We start from the raw sequence: 22,195 nt of genomic DNA, 5'->3' as shown, positions 1-22,195 counted from the left end.
TGTTTATCCCGCAGGAAACTGAAACCTGTATGACGTTAAGGCGAAAGCGGAAGAAATGCGGCAGAAGCGCTGCCATTGGCGCTTGCAGGAACGAAGTGCGGCGGCTATAAGCCCGGCGGTCTGGTCACGGAGTGTAGCGCAGCCTGGTAGCGCACATCGTTCGGGACGATGGGGTCGCAGGTTCAAATCCTGCCACTCCGACCAGAAGCTCCTCTCCTCTCCCATCAAGTTGGCCTGCCCGGGGTGATCATGTATCCCGGCGAACAGCGGTTTTGCCGAAGAACTCGCGTTTCGCGGCCTCACCGACCAGCCGCAGCCGTGAGGCATTGCGAAGCAGTCGCCTGGGTCGTTTGAGCGCGCCCCAGTTCAGGAAATACTTGGCCATGATACCGGGCGTCCTGCTGTGCGAGCCGGCATGGGCGACGCGATAGACGGCGCCGCGAAACGGCAGCGTCGCCAGAGGCGTACCGCGCTCGGCCAGAATGTCTGCAATCCGGATATGACTGCCGAGCATCGACTTCATCCAGTCGGGAGAGGCGTCCCCGTAACGGTCGGGCAGACCATAGAGGTCCGACCGGATTATCAATGACGTCCCGCAAAGATGGTTAAAGTCGTCGTAGCCGAGCAGGAGCTTGCCGCCGTCGTCCCAGACATAGCCCCGGTCGATGGTCCATCCGTTTGCGTTTCGGTTCTCCGACACGTGCTGGACAAGGCGGGCGCTCACGAAATCGTCGTCGTCGACAATCATGAAGAAGCGGCTGTCGCGTGCCCGCAGCATGCCCTTCAGCACGCGGCGGCCCTTGTCGACGCGGAAGGCGTCGTAGAAGTCCTCCTTGCTCGCCCCGCCCCGCTCATGCGCATCGTTTGGCGGAAAGGTCACGCGTTCGACACTGAAGCGCTCGGGGAGATTTGGCAGATCGGCGCCCTCGTTTGCGACGATGATGCCCCGCCAGTCGTCGTTGGTCTGGCTCGATATCGAGCGAACCGTCTGGGCGAGATTCGCCTTGAGCCTGCTCCAGTCGCGCGCATTGTCCTGGTGGCGCACGGGAATGATGAAGGTGACGAGTGTCATCTCAACCTCAGCAAATGTCTTCTGCGTGCCAAAGATCAGGCGGCGACAGCGGCTGCCTGCCGCGCCCAGCCGATCCCGTCGTCGAGCGAGGTCGCCTTGTAGGAAAGGTCGGATCCCCCCGAGAATGCCGCCATGAACCGCCGTATCTTGCCGTAGCTGTTGTCGAGGACCGCATGCGGCCGACCGATCAGCAGCGAGCAGATATGGACGTGCAGGCGATCGGTGACGATCGCACGCCCGCGCGAAATCTGCCGGATGCCTCGCCGGAAGCGATTGTGCGCGGCCGCGTCCAGCTTGCGCAGCCGCACCTCTGCCGGCTTGAGCGCCAGCAGCGCGGAGGCAGTACCAATCGCCTTGGCGACGCGCACCTGCCGCGCAGATTCGGTGATCCAGTCCTCCATCGGAATGTCGGGATAGGCCGAGCGATCCGCGTCACCTGCCTTCTCGAGGTCCGCCCTCAACATCGCCAGCACCGGAAACTCGGATGCTTCCGGTTCGAGCGCGCCGATGCAGAATGCCATATCGGGGCAAAGCCGCACCTCGCAATCGAAGTGCTTCTCCGCGAACGCCTTCGATTCCTCGTCGCGCACCAGGAGAACAAAGTTCTTGTGCCTGCCGATGATGCGCGCGCTCCTTTCGCGGCGCTCCTGCGACTTGTAGTGAATCGATTGCGGAAACTGGATGATCCGGCGGTTGGGGAATTGCTCGAGCACGCGCTCGCGGAAATCCTGATGCGTGATCCAGAGGTCGCCGAAATTGCCGCCGCCATGGATGAAGATCGGTCCAGTCGGGACGGCCCGTTCGAGATCCTCCGCCGAGAAATCGCGCATGCGCGAGACATAGGCCGGCCGCTTGCCGTAGCGATCTTTCAGGTAGGCCATCTCGCCGAGCCAGATGGCTGAGTCGCCGCAATTGCGGATATCCGGAAAGTCGAGGATCGCCAGCGGCTCGTCCGCCCGGACATAGTCCTTCAGGCAGTCATGGATCATGTCCTGCAACCTGGCGATCAGAACCGGAGGTGTTTCCAATGGCATTCCTCTTCCTCCATCTGGCCGGCCGTCCGGCTCGTGTTGCAGCAAATGCGACGTGCTAGCTTCAGCCATGGCGAACCTTCGACCGTATCTTGCCCAAGATGTTCAGGATTTCCCGCTCGGGGCCGTCAGGCCGCTTCATCAACAGCCATAACCCGAAGCTCGACCCGCAATAGAGGACCGCGCCCAACGGAACGAGGATCGCCAGCTGCCAGGCGAGCCCCACGCTGTCGTTCGCCGCGGGCAGCCAGGTCGAGGCGAACAAGACGCCCGCGGCCATGATCGCGATGCTTGCGAGCGCACGCCCGTTGGCCGCCAGCTGCTCCAGCACCGTGACGCCGATGAAGTGCTTGACCAGCACCATGTTGACGAGCGCTCCGAGCAGTCCGGTGAACACTCGGCTGTAGATGACACCTTCGAGCCCGTAGAGCATGAGGGCACCGAAGATGATCGGTACGCGGACGAACAGCATCTGCGTGTCCCGGACGAACAGAAGCCTCGTCTTGCCCTTCGCCATGCCGAGCGGCTGCGCCAGCGAGCCCAGCGTCTGCAGGGCGTACACCGAGGCGAGCGACTGGATGATGAAGATTGCCGGCGCCCATTTTTCACCCAGCGTCAGCCTGACCAGGGGATCGGCGATCACCGCGACGCCGATGCCGGCAGGAAGCGCGATCGCGGCGACAAGTGCCTGGACGCGCTGATAGGCGGCGGCGAGGCGGCCTGGGTCGTCGCGAATTGTGGCGAAGCTCGGGTAGATCGTCTGGGTGAGCGGCGCCGTCGCCTCGCGTGTCGGCAGGCGGGCGAGATTGCTGCCGAAGGTGTAGTAGCCAAGCTGCGCATTGCCGAGCACCTTGCCGATCAGCAGGTGGTCGAAGCGCCAGTTGAGCGTGTTGACGATCTGGCCGGCCGTCAACCAGGCCGAGAAAGAGAAGAACTCCCGCATGTGCTTGAAGACGATCCTCGGGCGGAACGGCACCACCAGATAGGAGGTGACGAGATAGGTCGCCTGGCTCACGAGGGTACCCACCACGAGGGCCCAGTAGCTGTGGAAGATCATCGCGATGGCCACCGCCACGACGACCCCGACGAACTTCTGCGAAACGCTCAGCACGAATTCCTGCCAGAAGATCAGCTTGCGCTGCAGCATGATCAGCCGCGGATTCGTCATGCTGCCGAGCAGCACGCTGAAGCCCAGCGCAACCATGACGCCGAACAGGCGCGGGTCTTCATAGACCACCGATGCCGGCCAGGCACAGGCCGCGAAGAAAAGGCACAGTATCAGTCCGCGCGTGGCATTGAGGGTCCAGGCAGCGCTGAAATGCGATTCGGTGGGCGCCTCATGTCGGATGAGCGCCTGGGTGAGCGAGAGTTCGGTGACTGTGGTGACGATCAGGAGCATCGTCGTCGCCAATGCAACGAGACCGAAATCGGCAGGCGAGAGGTACCACGCCAGCACGAAGGTGCTGAGCGTCGCCAGCCCGTTCACGATCGCTCGCGACAGGCTGAGCCACATGCTTCCCTTGATGAGCCGCCCGGTGATACTGCTCATGCTTCAGGCGATTCCCGATACTCTCAGCGCCATTTGGCGCTCTTGTTGCACCCCGAGCCGCAGCGCTTATACCGCGAACGAAGACGGGTAACGAGAACAAAGATCAGCGCCCATTTGCCGCACCGCACAATTACCGTGGAGAGCCGGCGCGGAGCGGATTTTTCACATTTGCGGTGGCGCCGATTTGCCGCACTGCACAACGGCTCGCGTTGGTCGAGAATGAGGCAACACCCGCGGTAGAATGTGCTACACCGCTTCCGGTGGCGGGTCTGGCAGAGAGCAAGCCCGAGGGAAGAGGTGTTCGTTTTGCTGGAAGAGGCCGCCGTGGCTCAAGGTGTGAGGAAAATTGTCCGCAAGGTGCGCGGTCTTGCTCGACGGGACAGAGGCTACGTGCCCCCTCCCCCGTTCCAGCCGAACACGATCGAGCTGTTCTACTGGAAGTCGCCCCTCGGCGTGAACTTCGGCGACTATCTCTCCTCGGTGATTGTCAACAAGATGGCGGCCGACGCCGGCTGCTTCCTGGACGAGGAACGTCCGAGGCCGGTGAGGCTCCTGGGCATAGGCTCGATCCTGCATTTCGCGCGCAACGGCGACGTCGTCTGGGGTTCCGGCATCAACGGCAAGATCCGAGACGAACGGCACGTGTTCAGCTCGCTCGACGTGCGCGCCGTCCGTGGTCCCCTCACCCGCGATTTTCTCATGCGGCGTGGCATCGACGTGCCCGAGGTGTTCGGCGACCCCGGGATCCTCGTTGCCGATCTTCTGGGTTCCCGTTTTCCGAAACCTGCCGAGCGCAAGACGCCGGTCGCGTACGTCCCCAACTTGCACGACCTGCCGAAGATGGAGGGATGGGAAAACGTCGTCTCTCCACTCGACCATTGGGCGAGCGTGGTACGGCGCATTTCGGAAGCGAGCCATGTCATCTCGAGCTCGCTCCACGGGCTGGTTATTGCCGACGCGTTCGGCATTCCCTGTACGTATCTGCGCCTGTCGGAAGAAGAAAACACACTGAAATATGAGGACTATGTCCTCGGCGTCGGCCGCGCGCGACTGGACATCACGCGATCGCGCGAGGAGGCCGTCCGCGCGAGCCCGATGGGCACGGCCCGGCCAGATCTCGCGAGGCTGAAGGCGAGCTTCCCCTACGATCTCTGGGATTGCTGAGAGGCCGTCGGGGTCGGCTCGACAGCAGCGCGCCGCGCGGTCAGCGATTTCAGGAAGCGCGTGACATCCGATCCGACCCTCGTCCACTCAAATGGCGACAGATCCGGGCGCGGCGACGTGGAGTTGCGGAGTGCGGCGAGGAAGCTCTCGAGAGTGGCGGCCGATATTTCGCCGTCGAACAGATGCACCCACTCGGCTCCGACCACCTCCTGAAGCTCCGGCAGGCTGCCGATCCGCGGGGCCAGGAGCGGCTTGTTGCGCCCGAGCGAATGCAAGGCGACGCCGCTGTTCAGGATGTTGCGGTATGGCAGCACGACGGCGTCGTGTGAATCGATGACGCGCTCTAACTCGTCGTCCGGCACGAACTCCCTTCGGATGTCCAGCTTGATCCGCTTGTCATCGCCCGCGGCTGTGCGGATCCTGCGTTCGAGATCCTCTTCCGGGCAAACGCCGATCACCGTGAGCGAAAACGCGGCCGTCGCCTTGCGGGCCTCGGTAACCAGCTTTTCGACGTTCTTGTACTCCCTGATCAGTCCGAAGAAGAGAAGCCTGTTGTGTCGCTCGGATGGTCTGGCGTCCCGCGGCGGTTCGGCGACCGATTCATAACGACCATGGACCGTGACCAGCGTGGCGAGCGAACGGGCCGCGGGATGCAGGCGATGCAACTCGCGGCGGGAATGTTCGGAGAGGAGGATCACGCCGTCGAGCAGCTTCAGAAACAGGTAGGTGGTCAGCCCCGATTTCAAGCTCCCGCCGTCATGGGGCTCCAGGTTGTGTACCACCCACAGAAACCTGGTTCCGTGAAAGACCCTGTCCCAGAGCATGCGGCCGAGAAGCTTGAGCGTCGCCTTGCGGCTGCTCGGCCGAAAGAATTCGGTCGGCCAGTGGAAGAGGACGATGTCGTAGCGGCCGCGGCCCAGGTGCTCCCAGTCGAACTGAACCCGCTCGAAGCTTGTGCCGTCGATGTGGCCGGAGAAGAGACCCGTAAAGCTGTTGCCCGGAGCATTGAGGGGTTTCAGCGCCAGAACAGGTTTCTGCGCGAAATGTGTCTTGTCGGTCATCGGCAATGTTTCCGTGGCAACGCTTGATCCCGAAGGGGAGCCTAGGCCTGTCCCGTGCCAGCGCAAGCGCGGGTGTCGGGTCAATTGGTCGCGGCTTCTGACCCGACGCGTTCAGGAACGAAGTGCGGCGGCTATAAGCCCGCGGTCTGGTCACGGAGTGTAGCGCAGCCTGGTAGCGCACATCGTTCGGGACGATGGGGTCACAGGTTCAAATCCTGCCACTCCGACCAGAAAAAACAAGCACTTAGCTTTTTCCCGAAGCCGCCTCCCACCTGAAATCCTACCTGAAACTCACTCGCAAGCCCAGCCCTTCTGCGCGTTTTCGGGCTTGACCATGCCGTATTGGCCGGCGGTTAACGCGCCATAAGGATCGGCATCGACGGGTCTTCAAGCATCGAGATGGTGACGCCGCCGAAGATTCGCTCGCGCAACCGGGAATGACCATAGGCGCCCATCACCATCAGATCGGCGGCGATGTCGACCGCGTGCCTGCGAAGCACGTCGGCGACTGAACGGTCCAAGCTGGGCAGCCGGTCGACCGTGACATTCACGCCATGCCGCGCGAGATAGCCAGCGGCGTCGGCTCCGGGTTCGGCCCCGTGACGGTATTGGTCCTCCACCGGATCGACCATGACAAGGTGTACCTCTTCGGCACCTGGCAGCATGTCGAGAGATTCGCGGACGGCACGCGACGACTCCAGACGAGCGTCCCATGCAATCAGCACGCGTTTCGGCTTCAGTGTCGGCCGCAACCCTTCGGGGATGAGCAGCAAGGGCTTTCCTGAAGAAAACAACGCGCCTTCGATCGCTTTGCTTTTCAGCGTTTCATTGGCAAGCAACTCCGGTCCAATAACCGTAATGTCGGCGTAGCGGGCACGGCCGCCAATGGTGTCGTCGGCCCAGCCGGCTTCCGGATATTCGTTGGAGACATCGGCCGAAAGCACCCTGCCGGCGAGAAAAGCCGACACGGCAGCGGTTCGCTTCTTCAACAGATTCTCGTCGGCCTGACGCTCCTCGAGCCAGGCTTCTGAAACGACTGCGGCATACTCCCCGACCGGTGGCGGCGCAGCTACGGCAACGACCAGAACCGCAAGATGGGCGCCGATTTCGGTGCACAGGCCGGCGGCGAGCTTGAGATCACCGTCACCCTTGTTCGGTCCCGCAACGGTAAGTATCGTCCTGAAAGCCATGGCGGCTGCTCCCGATCCTCAAAGTCCAATCGTCGTTGCAACAACAGCGAGACGGCTCGGCGCGTTCCTAGCGCTGAGACAAGAACGTCGCCGCGCATCATTTTGATCCGTATCAACATGCCCACGTGCCGACGCTAACTGGCGCAGGCCGCTACGTCGTGCCGAAACATGGCGATCGCGATATGCCGTTGTGGGGCCGCCAATGTCTTCCGAAGGAGGCAACAAATACGGCCGAACGCCGGAGAAAGTCGCACTAGGGAACGCATCCGTGACTTGGCTGGTTATATCCAGACGTTGCAGCAGGAGGGGCCCGATGGCGCGCAATTTCAGCGACCACGCCCATCGGATTCCAGGGTGGATACAAACAAGGAGGCATCCGATGATCGTCGACGATCAGGAATCCGTGGTCGCTATGTTGATGGACCCTGCCGCATCTGGCGAGACTGGGCCGGTCGAGGCGATCGAAACCCATATCTCGCGTATCTTCCTGGTTGGCCAGCGCGCCTACAAGATCAAGCGAGCTGTAAAGCTGCCCTATGTCGACTTCTCGACCCCGGTGCTGCGGCTCGCGGCTTGCGAGAAGGAGGTGGAGCTTAACTCCAAGACCGCGCCCGGCCTCTATCTGGGTGTGCGGCGCGTCACGCGAGAGGCCGATGGCAAGCTCGCCTTCGACGGGAGCGGCGAACTGGTCGATGCGACGATCGAAATGGTCCGCTTCGACCAGTCGAAGCTGCTCGATCGAATGGCAGTCGGTGGCGAACTGACGCCTGCGCTGATGACGGCGGTTGCGCGCATGATCGTGCGCTATCATCGCGGCGCGCCGGAGGTCCACAAGGGCAGCGGATCCTCGAACCTGGCAGGCGTGCTCGCCATCAACGAAGCCGGCTTTGCCACCAGCCAGGTTTTCGACGAAGCCGAGATCAACGCATTCACCGGGATTTTCGGCACCGGCCTTGCCCGTCATCGCGAACTGCTCGACCGGCGGGAAGCGGCAGGCAAGATCCGGCGATGCCACGGCGATCTGCATCTGCGCAACATCTGTCTCTTCGACGGAGAGCCCCGCCTCTTCGATTGCATCGAATTCAATGACCAGATCGCCAGCATCGATGTGCTTTACGATCTGGCCTTCCTGCTGATGGACCTCTGGCATCGCGGCTTTCCGGAACTCGCCAACCTGGTGATGAACCGCTACCTCGACGAGGCAGACGACGAGGACGGCTTCATTCTCCTGCCGTTTTTCATGGCAGTGCGGGCCGCAGTGCGCGCGCATGTCACCGCAACCCAGATCGAGGAAGGCAGTGCCGATTCCGGCGGGCTGATTGCCGAGGCGAGATCCTATTTCGAGCTTGCCCGAACACTTCTCCAGGCAAGGCCTCCTCGGCTGATCGCTATCGGCGGCTTGAGTGGTTCCGGCAAGACGGCCGTTGCCGAGGCACTCGCCGCGCATGTCGGCGCGCCGCCCGGCGCGCGCATTGTCGAGAGCGATCGCATCCGCAAAGCCATGCATGGGGTGCCGGCTGAGACGAGGCTGCCGGACAGGGCTTATCGACCTGATGTGTCCGATCGCGTCTACCGCGAAATGGCATGGCGCGCCGACTTGATTCTTTCCGAAGGCGGTTCGGTGATCGCCGATGCCGTCTTCGACAGGCCGGCCGATCGCGACCGCATCGAGAAGGCGGCAAATGGCGGAGACATAGCTTTCGCCGGATTCTGGCTGGAAGCGGATCCGCTTGTTCTTTGGCAGCGGGTGAGCGAGCGCAGCGGTGGTCCTTCCGATGCGACCATCGATATCCTTTCGCGGCAATTGCAGCGAAAGGCCACCCCGTCCACTTGGCGCAAGGTCGACGCCGATCGAAAGCTCGCCGACATCGCAGCAGAGTTGGCGAGCCTTTCGGACGCGGCCGTTTCTGCGCAGGGTGCTCCACTCAAGACAGCATCGTGACGGCAGCGATCGACGCGCATAAAGATGGGTGAATGGGCATGACGCGGGAAAAACTGGTGGTCTGCGGCAAATGCGGCGGGGTCAATCGCCTGCCGCCGGCACGCAATGCCGGGGACGCGAAATGCGGAAAGTGCGGCTCCAAGCTGTTCTCGGGTCACCCGGCAGGCGTCGATGCACAGACTTTCGATCGCCAGGTCACGCGAAGCAGCCTCCCCGTAGTCGTCGACATCTGGGCACCATGGTGCGGCCCCTGCAAGATGATGGCGCCGGCCTATGAAGCGGCAGCAAACGAACTGGAGCCGCATGTTCGCCTGATCAAGCTCAATTCCGACAATGAGCAGGTCGTTGCAGCCAGGCTCGGCATTCGCAGCATCCCGACCATGATCCTCTTCCATGGCGGCCAGGAGATTGCGCGCACATCCGGCGCCATGACGGCGGGGCAGATCGTCAGGTGGGTCCGCGATCACCTGCCGACGGCCTGAAAGCCGCCACGCGGTGGATTCGCTGATCGCCGTAGCCGCATCAGCAAGTGCCAACGAAAAGCGAGCTATAGGTGACCTGATGGCCGACACGCGGAGTGCAGAAGCCATATGATGATCTAAACGCATTCGATCTTGGCTGATAAATTTTCATATGATGATCTCGCTTTTGCCCCGCACTGCGAGTATGGATCTCTCGATCCGGCAAAGTTTGGAGGACCCATGCAGCAGGTCGAACATCGAACGTCCCGCAGGTCGTTCGTTTCTCAGGTTGCAGATGCGCTGCGCGGCCAGATCGAAGCCGGCTTTTATGCGCCTGGCGACAAATTGCCGACGGAACCCGCTCTGATCGACCGGTTCGGGTTCAGCCGCACTGTGGTCCGGGAGGCCATTGCCGCCCTTCGCGCCGACGGGCTGGTGGAATCGCGGCAAGGCGCCGGCGTCTTCGTTCTCGGCCCGAAACCCGTCGACGACGGTTTGAAGCTCTTCACCGACGAAACGAACAAGATCTCGGACATCATCGAAGAGCTCGAACTGCGCATCGGCATCGAAGTCGAGGCAGCCGGGCTTGCCGCAGCCCGCAGTTCGCCGGCGCAGGAGGCCGAAATCGAGGCCCAGGTCGAAAGGTTCGCCGATCTCATGGCGCAAGGGCAACCCACCGACGAGGCGGACTTCCAGTTCCACATGGCGATTGCCACCGCAACGAACAACGCCAGGTTCAAGTCATTCCTCGAACATGTCGGCCGGCGGATGATCCCGCGGGTGAAATTCAAAACCATGATGGGCGGCATCGATCCCTTGCCCAATCGCGACCAGCCGATTCTGGAGGAGCACAGGGAAATCGCGGATGCGATTCTCGCCCGCGACCCGGAAAAGGCGCGTGAGGCGATGCGCCGCCATCTGGTGACGGGGATAAAGCGCTATCGCGCCCTGACCGTCCGGCGCTCGACCAACCAAAGCAAATCCGGCGGTTGACTCGTCCGCATACTCATCATATGAATCTAAATTACATCATATTAATTTGTGGGATGAGTTCCTTTGTCGCCAGATGAAATCAAGTCGCGGGTCGCTTCAGGGCTGCTGTCGTTTCCGGTCACACATTTCAACGAGGATTTCAGCCTCAACCTCGAAAGCTATCGCGCGCACGTGGAATGGCTGTCGGGATTCGGTGCCGCTGCCCTGTTCGCGGCCGGCGGCACGGGTGAATTCTTCTCCCTGTCGCCGGAAGAGGTCGCCGAGGTTACCCGCGCGGCCAAGGATGCCTCCGGAGACGTGCCTATCATCGCCGGCTGCGGCTACGGCACGGCGCTCGCCACGGAAATTGCCCGCCGCGCCGAGGCTGCGGGAGCCGACGGTCTTTTGCTTCTGCCTCATTATCTGATGGAGGCCTCGCAAGAGGGGATATTCCGGCATGTCAAAGCCGTGTGCGAATCCACCGGCCTCGGCGTCATCATCTACAACCGTGCGAACTCGGTCGCCAATGCCGACACGGTTGCTCGCCTTGCCGACGCGTGCCCAAACCTCATCGGCTTCAAGGACGGTACGGGCAAGATCGATCTTGTCCGCCACGTCACCGCAAAACTTGGCGATCGGCTCTGCTACATCGGTGGCATGCCCACGCATGAGCTCTTTGCCGAAGGCTTCAACGGCGCCGGCGTGACGACTTATTCCTCTGCGGTCTTCAACTTCGTGCCGGAATTGGCACTGCGCTTCTACGGGGCGATGCGGACAAGCGATCGCACTGCAATGGAAGAAATCCTGCACAGCTTCTTCTTCCCCTTCGCGGCTTTGCGCGATCGAGAACAAGGTTATCCGGTGTCGATCATCAAGGCAGGCGTCGAACTAGTAGGACGGACACCCGGCCCACTTCGTCCGCCGCTGACGGATCTGAAGCCGCAGGAAAAAGCCGTGCTGCGCGGACTGATCGAGAAGATCGCCGCCTAGTCGCCGGGAGATCGGCAAATTGTCGGACGAACGGGACGAGGAGGTTCGTCCGTCGCACGACAGCCAAAACGGATCAAAGGGAGGAGAGACATGAATAGAGGCGTTCATACGATTGCAGCTGTCGTATTGATGACCGCTGCCGCGTCATCGGCTGTCGCACAAGGTGCGGCGCAGGAAATCCGTGTCGTCCTGCCGGAGCAGCCGGCCAATCTGGAGCCCTGCGGCACCATCATCACAAATGTCGGCCAGATACTCAGCCAAAACGTTGTTGAATCGTTGACCGTCATCGATCCGATAACCGGGCAACCTCAACCGAAATTGGCGACCGAGTGGACCAGCGTGGACCCGACGACATGGCGGATCAAGCTGCGCGAGGGCGTTAAGTTCCAGGACGGAACGGAACTCAGCGCGGATGCGGTCGCATTCTCCATCAACAGGATGATCAGCGGCAAGCTCACTTGCAGCAACATTGCGAAATTCGGCGATGCCAAACTAACGCTGACGCCGGTCGACTACCTGACCGTCGAGATAAAGTCCGACAGGCCCGAACCCATCATGCCAACGCTGTTGAGCGTGGTCATGATCGTCTCGCCGAAGACACCGGTCGACCAGGCGGTGAACGATCCGGTCGGGACCGGCCCATTCAAGCTGTCGACCTTTTCCCCGCAAACCGTGGTACTGGACGCGTTCGACGGCTACTGGGGCAAGAAGCCGGAGATCACGAAGGCAACCTATGTCTGGCGGCCCGAATCCTCGATTCGAGCGGCCATGGTGGAAACCGGGGAAGCCGACCTGACGCCGTCGATTGCCATCCAGGACGCCAGCAATCCGGAGACGGATTTCGCCTATCTGAACTCCGAAACCACCGCGATCCGTATCGATGCCGCCGAGCCGCCACTCAATGACCTGCGCGTCCGCAAGGCGCTCAACCTGGCGATCGACTGGGAAGGCCTTGCGCAGCTGTTCGGCGACGACGTCAAACGTGCGTCGCAGATGGTCGTCTCCGGGATCAACGGCCATGACGATGCACTCGAGCCTTGGCCGTATGATCCGGAAGAGGCGAAAAAGCTCATCGAAGAGGCGCGCGCGGCGGGTGTGGCGGTCGACACCGAGATCAAGCTCATCGGACGAAACGGCATCTATCCCAACGGCGCCGAAGCGATGGAGGCCGTGATGACGATGTGGCAAGACGCCGGCCTCAACGTCAAGCTTACCATGCTCGACGTCGCCGACTGGCTGCGCTATCTGCAAAAGCCGTTCCCGCCGGAGCGTGGCCCCAATCTCCTGCAGATGATGCACGACAACAACAAGGGCGATGCGGCCTTCACGGTTCCGATCTTCTATCGGTCGAGCGGCAGCTACTCGACCGTGGCCGATCCGGCATTCGACAAGGAGATAGACGAGGCTCTGGCGGCGACCGGCGAGGCCCGCACGAACAGCTTCAAGGCCATCTTCAGCAAGGCCCGCAATGAAGTGGTGGCGGACATCCCGATGTTCCACATGATCGGCTATACCCGCGTTGGCACCAGGCTGGAATGGAAGCCCGATATCACCACCAACAGCGAAATACCGCTGGCCAATATCGCTATCAAAAAAGACTGAGTGATACGGGGGGCGCCGGGTCCGATCGTGATCCTGCGCCCCTGATCTGTTGCCTCCGTCGATATCCGTCCAAGGGCATCCCAAATGATTACCTATCTTGGACGCCGGGCGTTCCACAGCATCCTGTCGGTCATCGGTCTGTTGACGCTGGTCTTTTTCCTGACACGGCTCACCGGCGATCCTTCCGCCTTGTACCTGCCTCTGGACTCGACTGCGGAAGCTCGGGCCGCGTTCGCGCGGTTGAACGGCCTCGATCAGCCAATCTATTGGCAGTTTCTGGAATATCTGCGCGATCTTCTGCAGCTGGATTTCGGTGAATCGCTACGCCAGAACCGCTCGGCGATGCAGGTCGCTCTTGAGGCGTTCCCGGAAACGCTGAAGCTTGCCGCCGTCGCGATGACGCTGTCGACCGCTTTGGCTATCCTTGTCGGCTCTCTTGCGGCCGCGCGACCGGGCAGCATATTCGACTGTGCCGCCAGCCTCGTCTCTCTGGCCGGCGCAAGCGCACCGGATTTTTGGATCGCCATCGTCGGCATCCTTGTCTTCGCTGTGGGGCTCGGGCTTTTGCCGACATCCGGCACCGGAACCTGGGCCCATTGGATCATGCCCACCTTCGTGCTGATGCTTCGCCCCTTCGGTCTCCTGGTGCAGGTCGTGCGCGGAACGATGCTGTCCGCGCTTGCCTCTCCATACATCAAGACCGCAAGGGCCAAGGGCCTGCCCCGCCAGAAGATCATCTTCGGGCATGCGCTTCGCAACTCGCTGCTGCCCGTCGTCACGGTCGCCGGCGACCTGGCGACCAGTCTCGTCAACGGCGCCGTGGTCGTGGAGTCGATATTCGGCTGGCCCGGCATCGGCAAGCTGATGATCGACTCGATCATCCAGCGCGATTTTGCCGTCGTCCAGTCGACCATTCTGGTGACGGCTACCGCCATCTTCATCCTGAACATCGCGATCGACCTGCTTTATGCGGTTCTCGATCCGCGCATCCGGTACTGAGCCATGACGATCATCACTCCCGACATCAAGCCGGCGGCCGTTCCAGGCAGCGGCAGCGTGCTTCTCGCCTATTTGAAGCGCGACAAGCTTGCGCTCGCCGCCGCTATTTTCCTGGCGATCGTCGTCATCGCGGCGGTCCTCGGCCCGTGGCTGGTGGGCGACGCCGCTTCGCGGCTAGGGCTGCGCCAGCGCAATCTCGCCCCCTTCTCGCTGGCCAGCGGCTGGATCTATGTCCTCGGCGCCGATACCCTCGGCCGGCCCATCCTCGTCAGGCTGATTGTCGGCGCGCAGAATACGTTCGGCATTGCCGCGGCGGCGGTATTCGCGTCCATGCTGGTTGGTGGAACACTCGGCCTTATAGCGGGCTATTCTGAGCGCTGGTACAGCCATCTCATTCTGCGCCTGGCCGATATCGTTATGAGCTTTCCCTCGCTGCTGCTGGCGCTCATCGTGCTCTATACGCTGGGCCCGAGCATCACCAACTTGGTGATCGTTCTCGCCGTCACGCGCATGCCGATCTACCTCCGAACGGCGCGCGCAGAAGTGTTGGAGTTGCGCGAGCGCATGTTCGTGAGCGCGGCGCACGCCATGGGTGCGAAGCCGGCCCGGATCATCGTCCGGCATATCGCACCCCTCGTCCTGCCGACACTGGTGACGATTTCCGCCATTGATTTCGCGACCGTCATTTTATCGGAATCGGCGCTGAGTTTCCTTGGCCTCGGCATTCAGCCGCCGGACTTTACCTGGGGTGCAATGGTGGCGAACGGCCGCGGCTATCTCGCGACCGCTTGGTGGATCGCATTCTGGCCGGGTCTTGCAATCATGCTGACGACGCTGACGCTCAACATCCTCTCGAACTGGGCGCGCACCGTCGCTGATCCGCAACAACGCTGGCGCCTTCAGACATTGCGAAAAGCTGCCCGATGAGCAACGCGACCAATCCCATTCTCAAGGTCGACGGCCTGACCGTCGATTTCCTTTCGGACGACAAGCCGGTACGTGCCGTCGACGACGTCTCTTTCCACGTCAGCCGTGGCGAAACGCTCGTGATCCTCGGCGAAAGCGGTTCGGGAAAAAGCGTCAGCACCAGCACGGTGATGAATATCATCGACTGCCCGCCAGGCGATATCGTGTCCGGCTCCTGCCTCTTCGACGGCGTCGAACTCTCAGGCCTCGGCGCAGAGGCACGCAGAAGCATCAACGGCCGCAGGATTGCGACAATCTTCCAGGATCCGCTCGCCTACCTGAACCCAGTCTACACGGTGGGGCGTCAGATCAAGGAGGTCTATGAGAGCCACGACGCGGGAAGCGGCAAGGACGCACGCGCCAGGACGATAGAACTGCTTCGGCGCGTGGGCATTCCAGAGCCGGAAAACCGCGTCGACTTCTATCCGCATCAGTTCTCGGGCGGACAGCGCCAGCGCGTGATGATTGCCATGGCGATCGCGTTGAAACCGGACATCCTGATCGCCGATGAGCCGACGACCGCTCTGGACGTCAGCGTGCAAGCGCAGATTCTCGATCTGCTGCGCGATCTCCAGCGTGAGACCGGCATGGCGTTGATCATGATTACCCACGACCTCGAAGTCGCTGCTGCCATGGCGGACCGGATTATCGTCATGAACGGCGGCAAGGTTGTGGAGACAGGCATCGCCAAGGAGGTCTTCAGCAATCCGCAGCACGGCTATACGCGCCGCCTCATCTCCGCCCTGCCCCACGGCAATGCAGCGGAGGCGCCGAACAGGCGTTCGACGAAGATCGCCGTCGAAACCCTGCTCAAGGTGGAACATCTCACCAAGTATTACGTGCTTGCTTCCGGAGCCTTCAGCAGCAAGCGGACGTTCAAGGCGGTGGATGACATAAGCTTCGAAGTCAGGAGAGGAGAAACGCTCGGCATTGTCGGCGAGTCCGGCTCCGGCAAATCGAGCGTCGCACGCATGCTGTTGGGGCTGAACACGCCAAGCTCAGGCAAGGCCGTGTTTGCCGGTGAGAACATCTTCGAAATGAACGAGAAGCGTCTTATGGCGTTTCGGCGCAAGGTCCAGATGGTCTTCCAGGATCCATTCGGATCGATGAATCCGCGCATGCGCGTTTACTCCATCATTTCCGAACCCTGGGTGATCCACCGCGATATTCTGCCGAAGAACAGGCGGAAGGCTCGAGTGGCAGAGCTCCTGGAATTGGTTGGGCTGTTGCCGGAGCACGCCGACCGCTACCCACACCAGTTTTCCGGCGGCCAGCGACAGCGCATCGCCATTGCGCGCGCGCTTGCGAGTGAGCCGGAACTGATCGTCTGCGACGAGGCGGTTTCGGCGCTCGACGTCTCTATCCAGGCGCAGGTGATCGACCTTCTCGCCGACCTTAGGACCAGGCTCAGCCTCTCATATATTTTCATCACACACGACCTGCCGATCGTGCGCCATTTCGCGGACCGGATCATGGTCATGAAAGATGGAAGGATTGTCGAGGAAGGCCAAACCTCGGCGCTGTTCGGGGCGCCTCGCCACGAATATACGCAAAGCCTGTTGCAGGCTGTGCCCAGGCCCAAATGGGTTACGCAAGCTCAATAGTCCTCGTCCGGGCCTAGCGCCAAGCGCGAGCGACGTCTTATGGATGCCAACCCCGCGTCGCCGAAGACTTCTGTACCGGCTCGGATATCATCCTACCGCCGTCACCGTTTGAATAGCCGAACGTCAAGCTCGAACGGATCGACCCGTGCGATTTTGATTCGGGCCGCGGCTACCGCGCCGGCTTGCCTACTAGGTTGTTGATTGAATCCGCCGACTTGAGACGGCGGATTGTTCGGCACTATGATCAAACGGCGCTGCCGGAGGATCTGCCGATGCCACAACGCCCCTATGATGAGCGCCTGCTCCGTCAGGCGTTCGAAGTCGCGCGCAAGGCCCGCGATGCTGGCGAACATCCCTTTGGTTCGCTCCTCGCTGACAAAGACGGCAATGTGTTGCGCGAGCAACTCAACGGTTACAAATCCGGAGGGGGCGACCGCACCGCTCATGCCGAAAGGCTGCTGGCCTCGTGGGCGGGGATGAATTTCAGTCTCGAAAAGCTGGCCTCCTGCACACTCTACACTTCGGCCGAACCTTGCGCGATGTGTTCTGGGACAATCTATTGGGCCGGTATCGGACGCGTCGTGTTCGGGCTGGCTGAGCATGACATGAAGGCACTGACGGGTGCACACGTCGAGAATCCCACACTCGACCTGCCCTGCACGATCGTTTTCGAAGCTGGGCAGCGTCCGACTGAAGTCGTCGGCCCGCTGCTTGCCGATGAAGCGGCGCAACTCCACGCCGATTTCTGGAAAGACAAGTAGCTCAATTTCCGCGCGCGGGGGTATCGAGTGAGTGCTAGGCGATGTCGTCGCGAATGCAGGCCTTCAGATGGCCATCGGACGTTGCCCGCAGCGGTGGGACAATGCCAGCACAAGCGTCTAGGGCAACCGGGCAACGGGTTCGGAAAACACACCCCGTTGGCGGATTTGCGGGGCTTGGAATATCGCCCTTCAGCACCTGCCGGCCTTGCCTGGCGAGTGGGTCGAGCGACGGAATGGCCGAGAGCAGCGCGCGCGTATAGGGATGCTGCGGACGGGCATAGAGCGCGGCCGCCGGTGCAACTTCCATGATGCGCCCGAGATAGAGAACGATCACCGTGTCGCAGATATATTCGACGACGGCCAGGTCATGCGAAATGAACAGCATGGTCAGACCGAGCCGGACCTGCAGGTCGCGCAGAAGATTGATGATTTGCGCCTGAATGGAGACATCGAGGGCAGAGACCGGCTCGTCGGCGACGATGAATTCGGGTTCGAGCGTAAGCGCCCTGGCGATGCCGATGCGCTGACGCTGCCCGCCCGAAAATTCGTGGGCGTAGCGATCATAGGCATCGACTGGCAACTCGACCGCAGCAAGTGCCTTCTCCGCCCTCGCCCGCCGCTCGCGCCTATTGCCGATGCCCTGAATATCCAAGCCTTCGGTCAGGATCTGCCCGATGGTCATGCGCGGCGACAGGCTGGCGAACGGATCCTGGAAAATATACTGCATCTTTCGGCGCTGGCGAGCCAGCGGCCCCGCGCTCAGCTTGGTGATATCGATGCCGTCAAAGCTTATTTCGCCGGATGTCGGCTCGATGAGACGCAGCACCGAGCGGCCGATCGTGGTCTTGCCCGATCCGGATTCACCGACGAGGCCGACCACCTGGCCGCGCGCAATATCGAAGGAAATATCCTCCAGCGCCCTGACGATGGGACCGCGCGAGAATGCCGTCGGCGCAAAATGCTTGGTCAGGTTCCTGACCGAAAGGAAGGGGGCGTCCACTGTCAGAGATCCTCCCAACGCAAACAGCGGCTTTGCCGGGTCGATGTCGCCGCGAACAATGGCGGTACTGCAGTGCGGCAGGCATCGATAGCCAGGGCGCAACGCGGCGCGAAGGAGCAGCCCTTGGGCAACAAGGCCAGCGACGGAACATTGCCGGCGATGGTTGGAAGCGGCGTTCCTGCTGCCTTCAGCGTGGTGGCTTGGCCAAGCCGCGGCACCGAACGCATCAGCCCCGCGGTGTAGGGATGACGCGGACGGGTGAACACCTCGCTCACCGGACCCGATTCCACGATGCGCCCAGCATACATCACCGCGACCCGGTCGGCGATCTCGGCAACGACGCCGAGATTGTGCGTGACGAACAGAATGCCCATGCCGCGTTGCGCTTGCAGCTCGGCCAGCAGGTCAAGAATCTGGGCCTGTATGGTGACGTCGAGCGCGGTGGTCGGCTCGTCGGCGATCAGCAAGGTCGGATCGCAGGACAAGGCCATGGCGATGGTGGCGCGCTGGCGCATCCCTCCCGACAGCTCATGCGGGTATTGCCGAGCCCGCCGATCGGGATCGGGAATGCCGACCTGAGCCAGCAGCCGCACGGCGTCGGCGGCCGCATCGCGACGCGACTTGCCAAGATGGATGCGGATCGGCTCGGCGATCTGTTCGCCGATCGTGTAAACCGGATTGAGGCTGGTCATCGGCTCTTGGAACACCATGCCGATGTCGTTGCCGCGCACCTTGCGCAGCGACTCAGGATCGAGGCCGGTCAGCTCGGCGACCGTGCGATCCCTGCGCCGCAGCGCGATCGATCCCTCGGCGATGTGTCCGATCTTCTTAGGCAGCAGGCCGATGATCGACAGGCTGGTGACGGACTTGCCCGATCCGGACTCGCCGACGAGCGCGACCGTTTCACCCGATCCGATCACCAGATCGAGGTCCTGCACGGCGGCGATGTCGCGTCCGGCGATACGGAACACCGCCCGCAGACCGGAAATCGAGAGAATCGGAGCGTCCACGGTCAGCGCAGCAACCCGACGTCGCGAAGGACAATTTCGACCTTTGCGTTTTCCTCGTCGTTCAAGCTGCGTTGCGGTCGCGCCATGGTGTTGGAGGCGATGATGCCGAGGCTCTTCATCGCGGTCTTGAAGGCGCCGACGCCGGCCGAGCCGGCGCTTGTCCTGCCGAGCGAGATCCAGACGATCTCGAACAGCTTCAACAGCCGCTCCTGCTCCACGCGGGCTTCGGCGTACTGACCAGCCTGCATCAGGTTCCACAGCTTGACGTAACCGTGTGGGTCGACATTGGCGAGGCCCGGCACGACGCCATGCGCGCCCATGGCCAGCACGCTGTCGACCAGGATCTCGGATCCGGTCATGCCGAAGAAATTCGGATCGTTGGCCATGTCCTTGAGCACATAACGCAGATTACCGTCATCGCCGCTGGAATCCTTGATCCCCGCGATAGCGCCTTCCCTGGCAAGGCCGACCGTGGTCTTGCGCTCCAGCTTGACATGGACGCAGACCGGGATGTCGTAGGCGATGATGGGGATGTCGACCGCGTCCTTGATATAGCGGAAGTGATCGCCGATCTCGGGCTGGCTGGTGCGGGTATAAAACGGCGCGGTGACCACGACGGCGTCGGCGCCGGCCGATCTGGCCATCCGGGCGTGGTTGATGACACGATCGGTCGTCGGGTCGATGACCCCGGCGAAGATCGGAACGCGGCCGTTGTTGACCTTGACCGCGTGCTCGATGATGGCCCTGCGGCCGGCCTCGTCATGGAAGACCACCTCGCTGGTCGAGCCGAGCACGAAGAGCCCGTGAACGCCGCCGTCGAGCAGGTTTTCGATCGTCCGGGTGAACGACGCAAAATCGATGGTGAAATCGGAATGGAGCGGAGTGACGACGGGTGGCACGACACCGGTAAACAGAGGCATTTGTTGAACCTTCAGGTCAGTTGAGATCGGAACGAGGGTCGAATGCATCGCGCAGGCCATCGCCGATGAAGTTGATGGCCAGGACGGTGAGCACGAGCACGGCGCCGGGAAACATCCATTGCCAGGGATATTGTTCGAGCACCACTGTGGAGCGGGCGAGATTGAGCATGTTGCCCCAGCTGGCTTCGGGCGGCGCAATGCCGAGGCCGAGGAAGGAGAGGCCAGCTTCGAGCAGAATGGCGTTGGCGATCTGCAGCGTGGCGTAGACGACAAGAATGTCGATGCAGTTGGGCAGGCCGTGACGGAACAGGAGATGCGGCAGCCCCGCCCCCATGCCGCGGGCGGCGACGACGAAGTCACGCTTGCGCAGCTCGAGCAGCCGGGCGCGCACCATGCGCGACAGCACCGGCCATGAGAGCAGCGAGATCACCAGGATGGTCGGCGCGATGCCGGTGCCGGCGATCGAAGCGAGCACGAGCAGAAAGATCACCGGCGGCAGCGTCATTGCGAGATCGACGAAGCGCATCACCGTGCCGTCGACAAGACGCCCGCCGAAGCTGGCGACGGCGCCGACCAGGAAGCCGATGACGATCGAGATGGCGACCGAGCAGACCGCGACCAGCAGCGAGATCCGACCGCCTTGCATCAGCCGTGCCATGACGTCGCGGCCGACACCGTCGCTGCCTAGCCAATGAATGGCGGACGGTCCCTTGTTGATCGCCCTGAGGTCGATGGCGTTGGGGCTGAATGGCCACCATAAATGATAGGTCGAAACCGCCAGCAGGATGGGGACGATGATAAGCAGACCGGCGCGCGGCGCACGATTCTCAAAGAAACGGTCGAGCGCGCGGCGGAGTGGTCCTTTGGTTTGCGGTACGGCTGTCGGGTCGACGGTCGGATCTGGCGCGGTGATCGTCATCACGACACCTGTATGCGTGGGTCGACGACGGCATAGACGATGTCGGTCAGGAGATTGACCAGAATGACGCAGATGCCGATTACCAGAGTGGCGCCCATGATCACCGGGTAATCCCTTGTGCCGACGGCGTTGACCAGCAGCAGGCCCATGCCCGGCCAGTTGAACACGCTTTCGAGGAAGATGGCGCCGCCGATCGCGATGCCGACCGTTGACCCGATCAGCGTGATGACCGGCAACAGCGCATTGCGCGTCGCGTGCTTGATGATCACCCAGAATTCGCGCACTCCCTTGGCACGCGCGGTTCGCACATAATCCTGGTTGAGCACTTCCAGCAGCGACGCGCGCATGTAGCGCATGATCAGCGCGGCGTGTCCGATGGACAGCAGGCAGGCGGGCAGAACGAGGTGCGCGAGCACATCCGATACGGAAAAGGGTGCGCCGGCGGTCTGCATGCCGCCTGATGGCGCCCAGCGCAGCAGCCCCGAGAAAAAGTACAGTCCGAGAAGTGCCGTCAGAAAAGCCGGGCTGGAGATGCCGACGAAAGCAACCACCGACAGGATGATGTCGGGCAGCGCGTTACGGCGGACGGCGGAGAAAATTCCGGCAGAAATGCCGAGCACGATGGCGATGGCCAGGCCCGTACCCATCAACAGCGCGGTTGGGCCGATGCGCTCCATGACCAGGGGCAGCACGGCAACGCCGCTGCGTTGGATCGAATAGCCGAAGTCGCCGCTGAGCGCTGCGCGAAGCCAGGCGAGGTATTGCACGGGAAGCGGCTGGTCGAGCCCAAGCCGGTCGCGCAGGACTTCGAGGTCGGAAGCAGACATCGGGCTGGACGGGTTGATATATGCGTCGATCGGATCGCCGGGCGCCAGCCGCAGCAGAATGAAGATGAGGACGCTCAAGGCGACCAGCATCAACAGTCCTGCAGCGCTGCGGCGGGCAATGAAACTCAGCATTGGCTGTCCGTAATGATGGTGAG

Annotated in this window: 20 protein-coding genes and 2 tRNA genes; 12 read left to right on the top strand and 10 right to left on the bottom strand. The window is 62.1% G+C overall.

What is annotated here, in order from left to right; genetic code table 11:
* Positions 1–127 precede the first annotated feature (127 nt).
* Positions 128–204: transfer RNA gene (locus EN807_RS19485), tRNA-Pro, on the top strand.
* A 43-nt stretch (positions 205–247) separates the two neighbouring features.
* Here the strand turns inward: EN807_RS19485 and EN807_RS19480 are convergent.
* From EN807_RS19480 to EN807_RS19470, 3 genes are all read right to left on the bottom strand, one after another.
* Positions 248–1,072, bottom strand: a complete 825-nt coding sequence (locus tag EN807_RS19480; RefSeq protein ID WP_065010395.1) for a galactosyl transferase — start codon at positions 1,070–1,072, stop codon at positions 248–250.
* A 35-nt stretch (positions 1,073–1,107) separates the two neighbouring features.
* Positions 1,108–2,106, bottom strand: coding sequence for a polysaccharide pyruvyl transferase family protein (locus EN807_RS19475; protein ID WP_135936287.1), 999 nt, complete (start codon positions 2,104–2,106; stop codon positions 1,108–1,110).
* Between the two features lie 61 nt (positions 2,107–2,167).
* Positions 2,168–3,652 (bottom strand): lipopolysaccharide biosynthesis protein, encoded by a 1,485-nt coding sequence (locus EN807_RS19470; RefSeq protein ID WP_135936286.1) that lies wholly within the window; start codon positions 3,650–3,652, stop codon positions 2,168–2,170.
* 297 nt (positions 3,653–3,949) lie between these two features.
* Here EN807_RS19470 and EN807_RS19465 point away from each other — a divergent pair, with 297 nt between their 5' ends.
* Complete coding sequence (locus EN807_RS19465; protein WP_210239993.1) at positions 3,950–4,816, top strand: polysaccharide pyruvyl transferase family protein; 867 nt, start codon at positions 3,950–3,952, stop codon at positions 4,814–4,816.
* Here EN807_RS19465 and EN807_RS19460 read toward each other — a convergent pair.
* Positions 4,795–5,883 carry a hypothetical protein gene (locus EN807_RS19460; protein ID WP_135936285.1) on the bottom strand — a complete coding sequence of 363 codons (1,089 nt, stop codon included), beginning with the start codon at positions 5,881–5,883 and terminating at the stop codon, positions 4,795–4,797. The two genes, EN807_RS19465 and EN807_RS19460, sit on opposite strands and share 22 nt — an antisense overlap.
* A 147-nt stretch (positions 5,884–6,030) precedes the next feature.
* Between EN807_RS19460 and EN807_RS19455 the strand changes: the two genes are divergently transcribed.
* Positions 6,031–6,107: transfer RNA gene (locus tag EN807_RS19455), tRNA-Pro, on the top strand.
* A 123-nt stretch (positions 6,108–6,230) separates the two neighbouring features.
* On the opposite strand, the gene EN807_RS19450 is transcribed toward EN807_RS19455, so the two are convergent.
* The gene (locus tag EN807_RS19450; RefSeq protein WP_135936284.1) at positions 6,231–7,067 is read right to left on the bottom strand and encodes a universal stress protein; all 837 of its coding nucleotides are present in this window, start codon (positions 7,065–7,067) and stop codon (positions 6,231–6,233) included.
* 379 nt (positions 7,068–7,446) lie between these two features.
* On the opposite strand from EN807_RS19450, the gene EN807_RS19445 reads away from it, so the two are divergent.
* The 9 genes from EN807_RS19445 to EN807_RS19405 all read left to right on the top strand — a co-directional run bounded on the left by EN807_RS19445 (position 7,447) and on the right by EN807_RS19405 (position 17,364).
* Positions 7,447–9,009: a bifunctional aminoglycoside phosphotransferase/ATP-binding protein gene (locus tag EN807_RS19445; protein WP_135936283.1), complete on the top strand. Its 1,563-nt coding sequence runs from the start codon at positions 7,447–7,449 to the stop codon at positions 9,007–9,009.
* 38 nt (positions 9,010–9,047) lie between these two features.
* Positions 9,048–9,491, top strand: a complete 444-nt coding sequence (gene trxC, locus EN807_RS19440; RefSeq protein ID WP_135936282.1) for a thioredoxin TrxC — start codon at positions 9,048–9,050, stop codon at positions 9,489–9,491.
* A 219-nt stretch (positions 9,492–9,710) separates the two neighbouring features.
* Positions 9,711–10,463 (top strand): FadR/GntR family transcriptional regulator, encoded by a 753-nt coding sequence (locus EN807_RS19435; RefSeq protein WP_065006796.1) that lies wholly within the window; start codon positions 9,711–9,713, stop codon positions 10,461–10,463.
* Positions 10,464–10,526: 63 nt separating this feature from the next.
* Positions 10,527–11,432, top strand: coding sequence for a 5-dehydro-4-deoxyglucarate dehydratase (kdgD, locus tag EN807_RS19430; RefSeq protein WP_135936281.1), 906 nt, complete (start codon positions 10,527–10,529; stop codon positions 11,430–11,432).
* Positions 11,433–11,561: 129 nt separating this feature from the next.
* Positions 11,562–13,034: an ABC transporter substrate-binding protein gene (locus EN807_RS19425; protein WP_348640252.1), complete on the top strand. Its 1,473-nt coding sequence runs from the start codon at positions 11,562–11,564 to the stop codon at positions 13,032–13,034.
* Positions 13,035–13,118: 84 nt separating this feature from the next.
* Positions 13,119–14,033, top strand: coding sequence for an ABC transporter permease (locus tag EN807_RS19420; protein ID WP_135936279.1), 915 nt, complete (start codon positions 13,119–13,121; stop codon positions 14,031–14,033).
* Positions 14,034–14,036: 3 nt separating this feature from the next.
* Complete coding sequence (locus tag EN807_RS19415) at positions 14,037–14,960, top strand: ABC transporter permease (RefSeq protein WP_135936278.1); 924 nt, start codon at positions 14,037–14,039, stop codon at positions 14,958–14,960.
* The gene (locus tag EN807_RS19410) at positions 14,957–16,603 is read left to right on the top strand and encodes an ABC transporter ATP-binding protein (RefSeq protein ID WP_135936277.1); all 1,647 of its coding nucleotides are present in this window, start codon (positions 14,957–14,959) and stop codon (positions 16,601–16,603) included. Before EN807_RS19415 ends, EN807_RS19410 begins: the two co-directional genes overlap by 4 nt.
* 272 nt (positions 16,604–16,875) lie before the next feature.
* Entirely contained in the window at positions 16,876–17,364 is a 489-nt protein-coding gene (locus EN807_RS19405; protein WP_128204345.1) for a nucleoside deaminase, read from the top strand.
* 34 nt (positions 17,365–17,398) lie between these two features.
* On the opposite strand, the gene EN807_RS19400 is transcribed toward EN807_RS19405, so the two are convergent.
* The 5 genes from EN807_RS19400 to EN807_RS19380 are packed head-to-tail and all read right to left on the bottom strand — an operon-like array spanning position 17,399 to position 22,172.
* Positions 17,399–18,364: an ABC transporter ATP-binding protein gene (locus EN807_RS19400; RefSeq protein ID WP_135936276.1), complete on the bottom strand. Its 966-nt coding sequence runs from the start codon at positions 18,362–18,364 to the stop codon at positions 17,399–17,401.
* A gap of 2 nt (positions 18,365–18,366) precedes the next feature.
* On the bottom strand, positions 18,367–19,374 hold the full coding sequence (locus EN807_RS19395) for an ABC transporter ATP-binding protein (protein WP_135936275.1): 1,008 nt from the start codon (positions 19,372–19,374) through the stop codon (positions 18,367–18,369).
* A gap of 2 nt (positions 19,375–19,376) precedes the next feature.
* Positions 19,377–20,294, bottom strand: a complete 918-nt coding sequence (locus EN807_RS19390) for a dihydrodipicolinate synthase family protein (RefSeq protein WP_135936274.1) — start codon at positions 20,292–20,294, stop codon at positions 19,377–19,379.
* A gap of 16 nt (positions 20,295–20,310) precedes the next feature.
* Positions 20,311–21,213: an ABC transporter permease gene (locus EN807_RS19385; protein ID WP_135936273.1), complete on the bottom strand. Its 903-nt coding sequence runs from the start codon at positions 21,211–21,213 to the stop codon at positions 20,311–20,313.
* Positions 21,213–22,172 carry an ABC transporter permease gene (locus EN807_RS19380; protein ID WP_135936272.1) on the bottom strand — a complete coding sequence of 320 codons (960 nt, stop codon included), beginning with the start codon at positions 22,170–22,172 and terminating at the stop codon, positions 21,213–21,215. Before EN807_RS19380 ends, EN807_RS19385 begins: the two co-directional genes overlap by 1 nt.
* Positions 22,173–22,195 lie beyond the last annotated feature (23 nt).

Origin of the sequence: Mesorhizobium sp. M5C.F.Ca.ET.164.01.1.1 (assembly GCF_004792125.1) — a bacterium.
Lineage (GTDB): Bacteria > Pseudomonadota > Alphaproteobacteria > Rhizobiales > Rhizobiaceae > Mesorhizobium > Mesorhizobium wenxiniae.
Note: the sequence above shows the minus strand (reverse complement) of the source record. Positions and strands in the feature narration are given on the sequence as shown.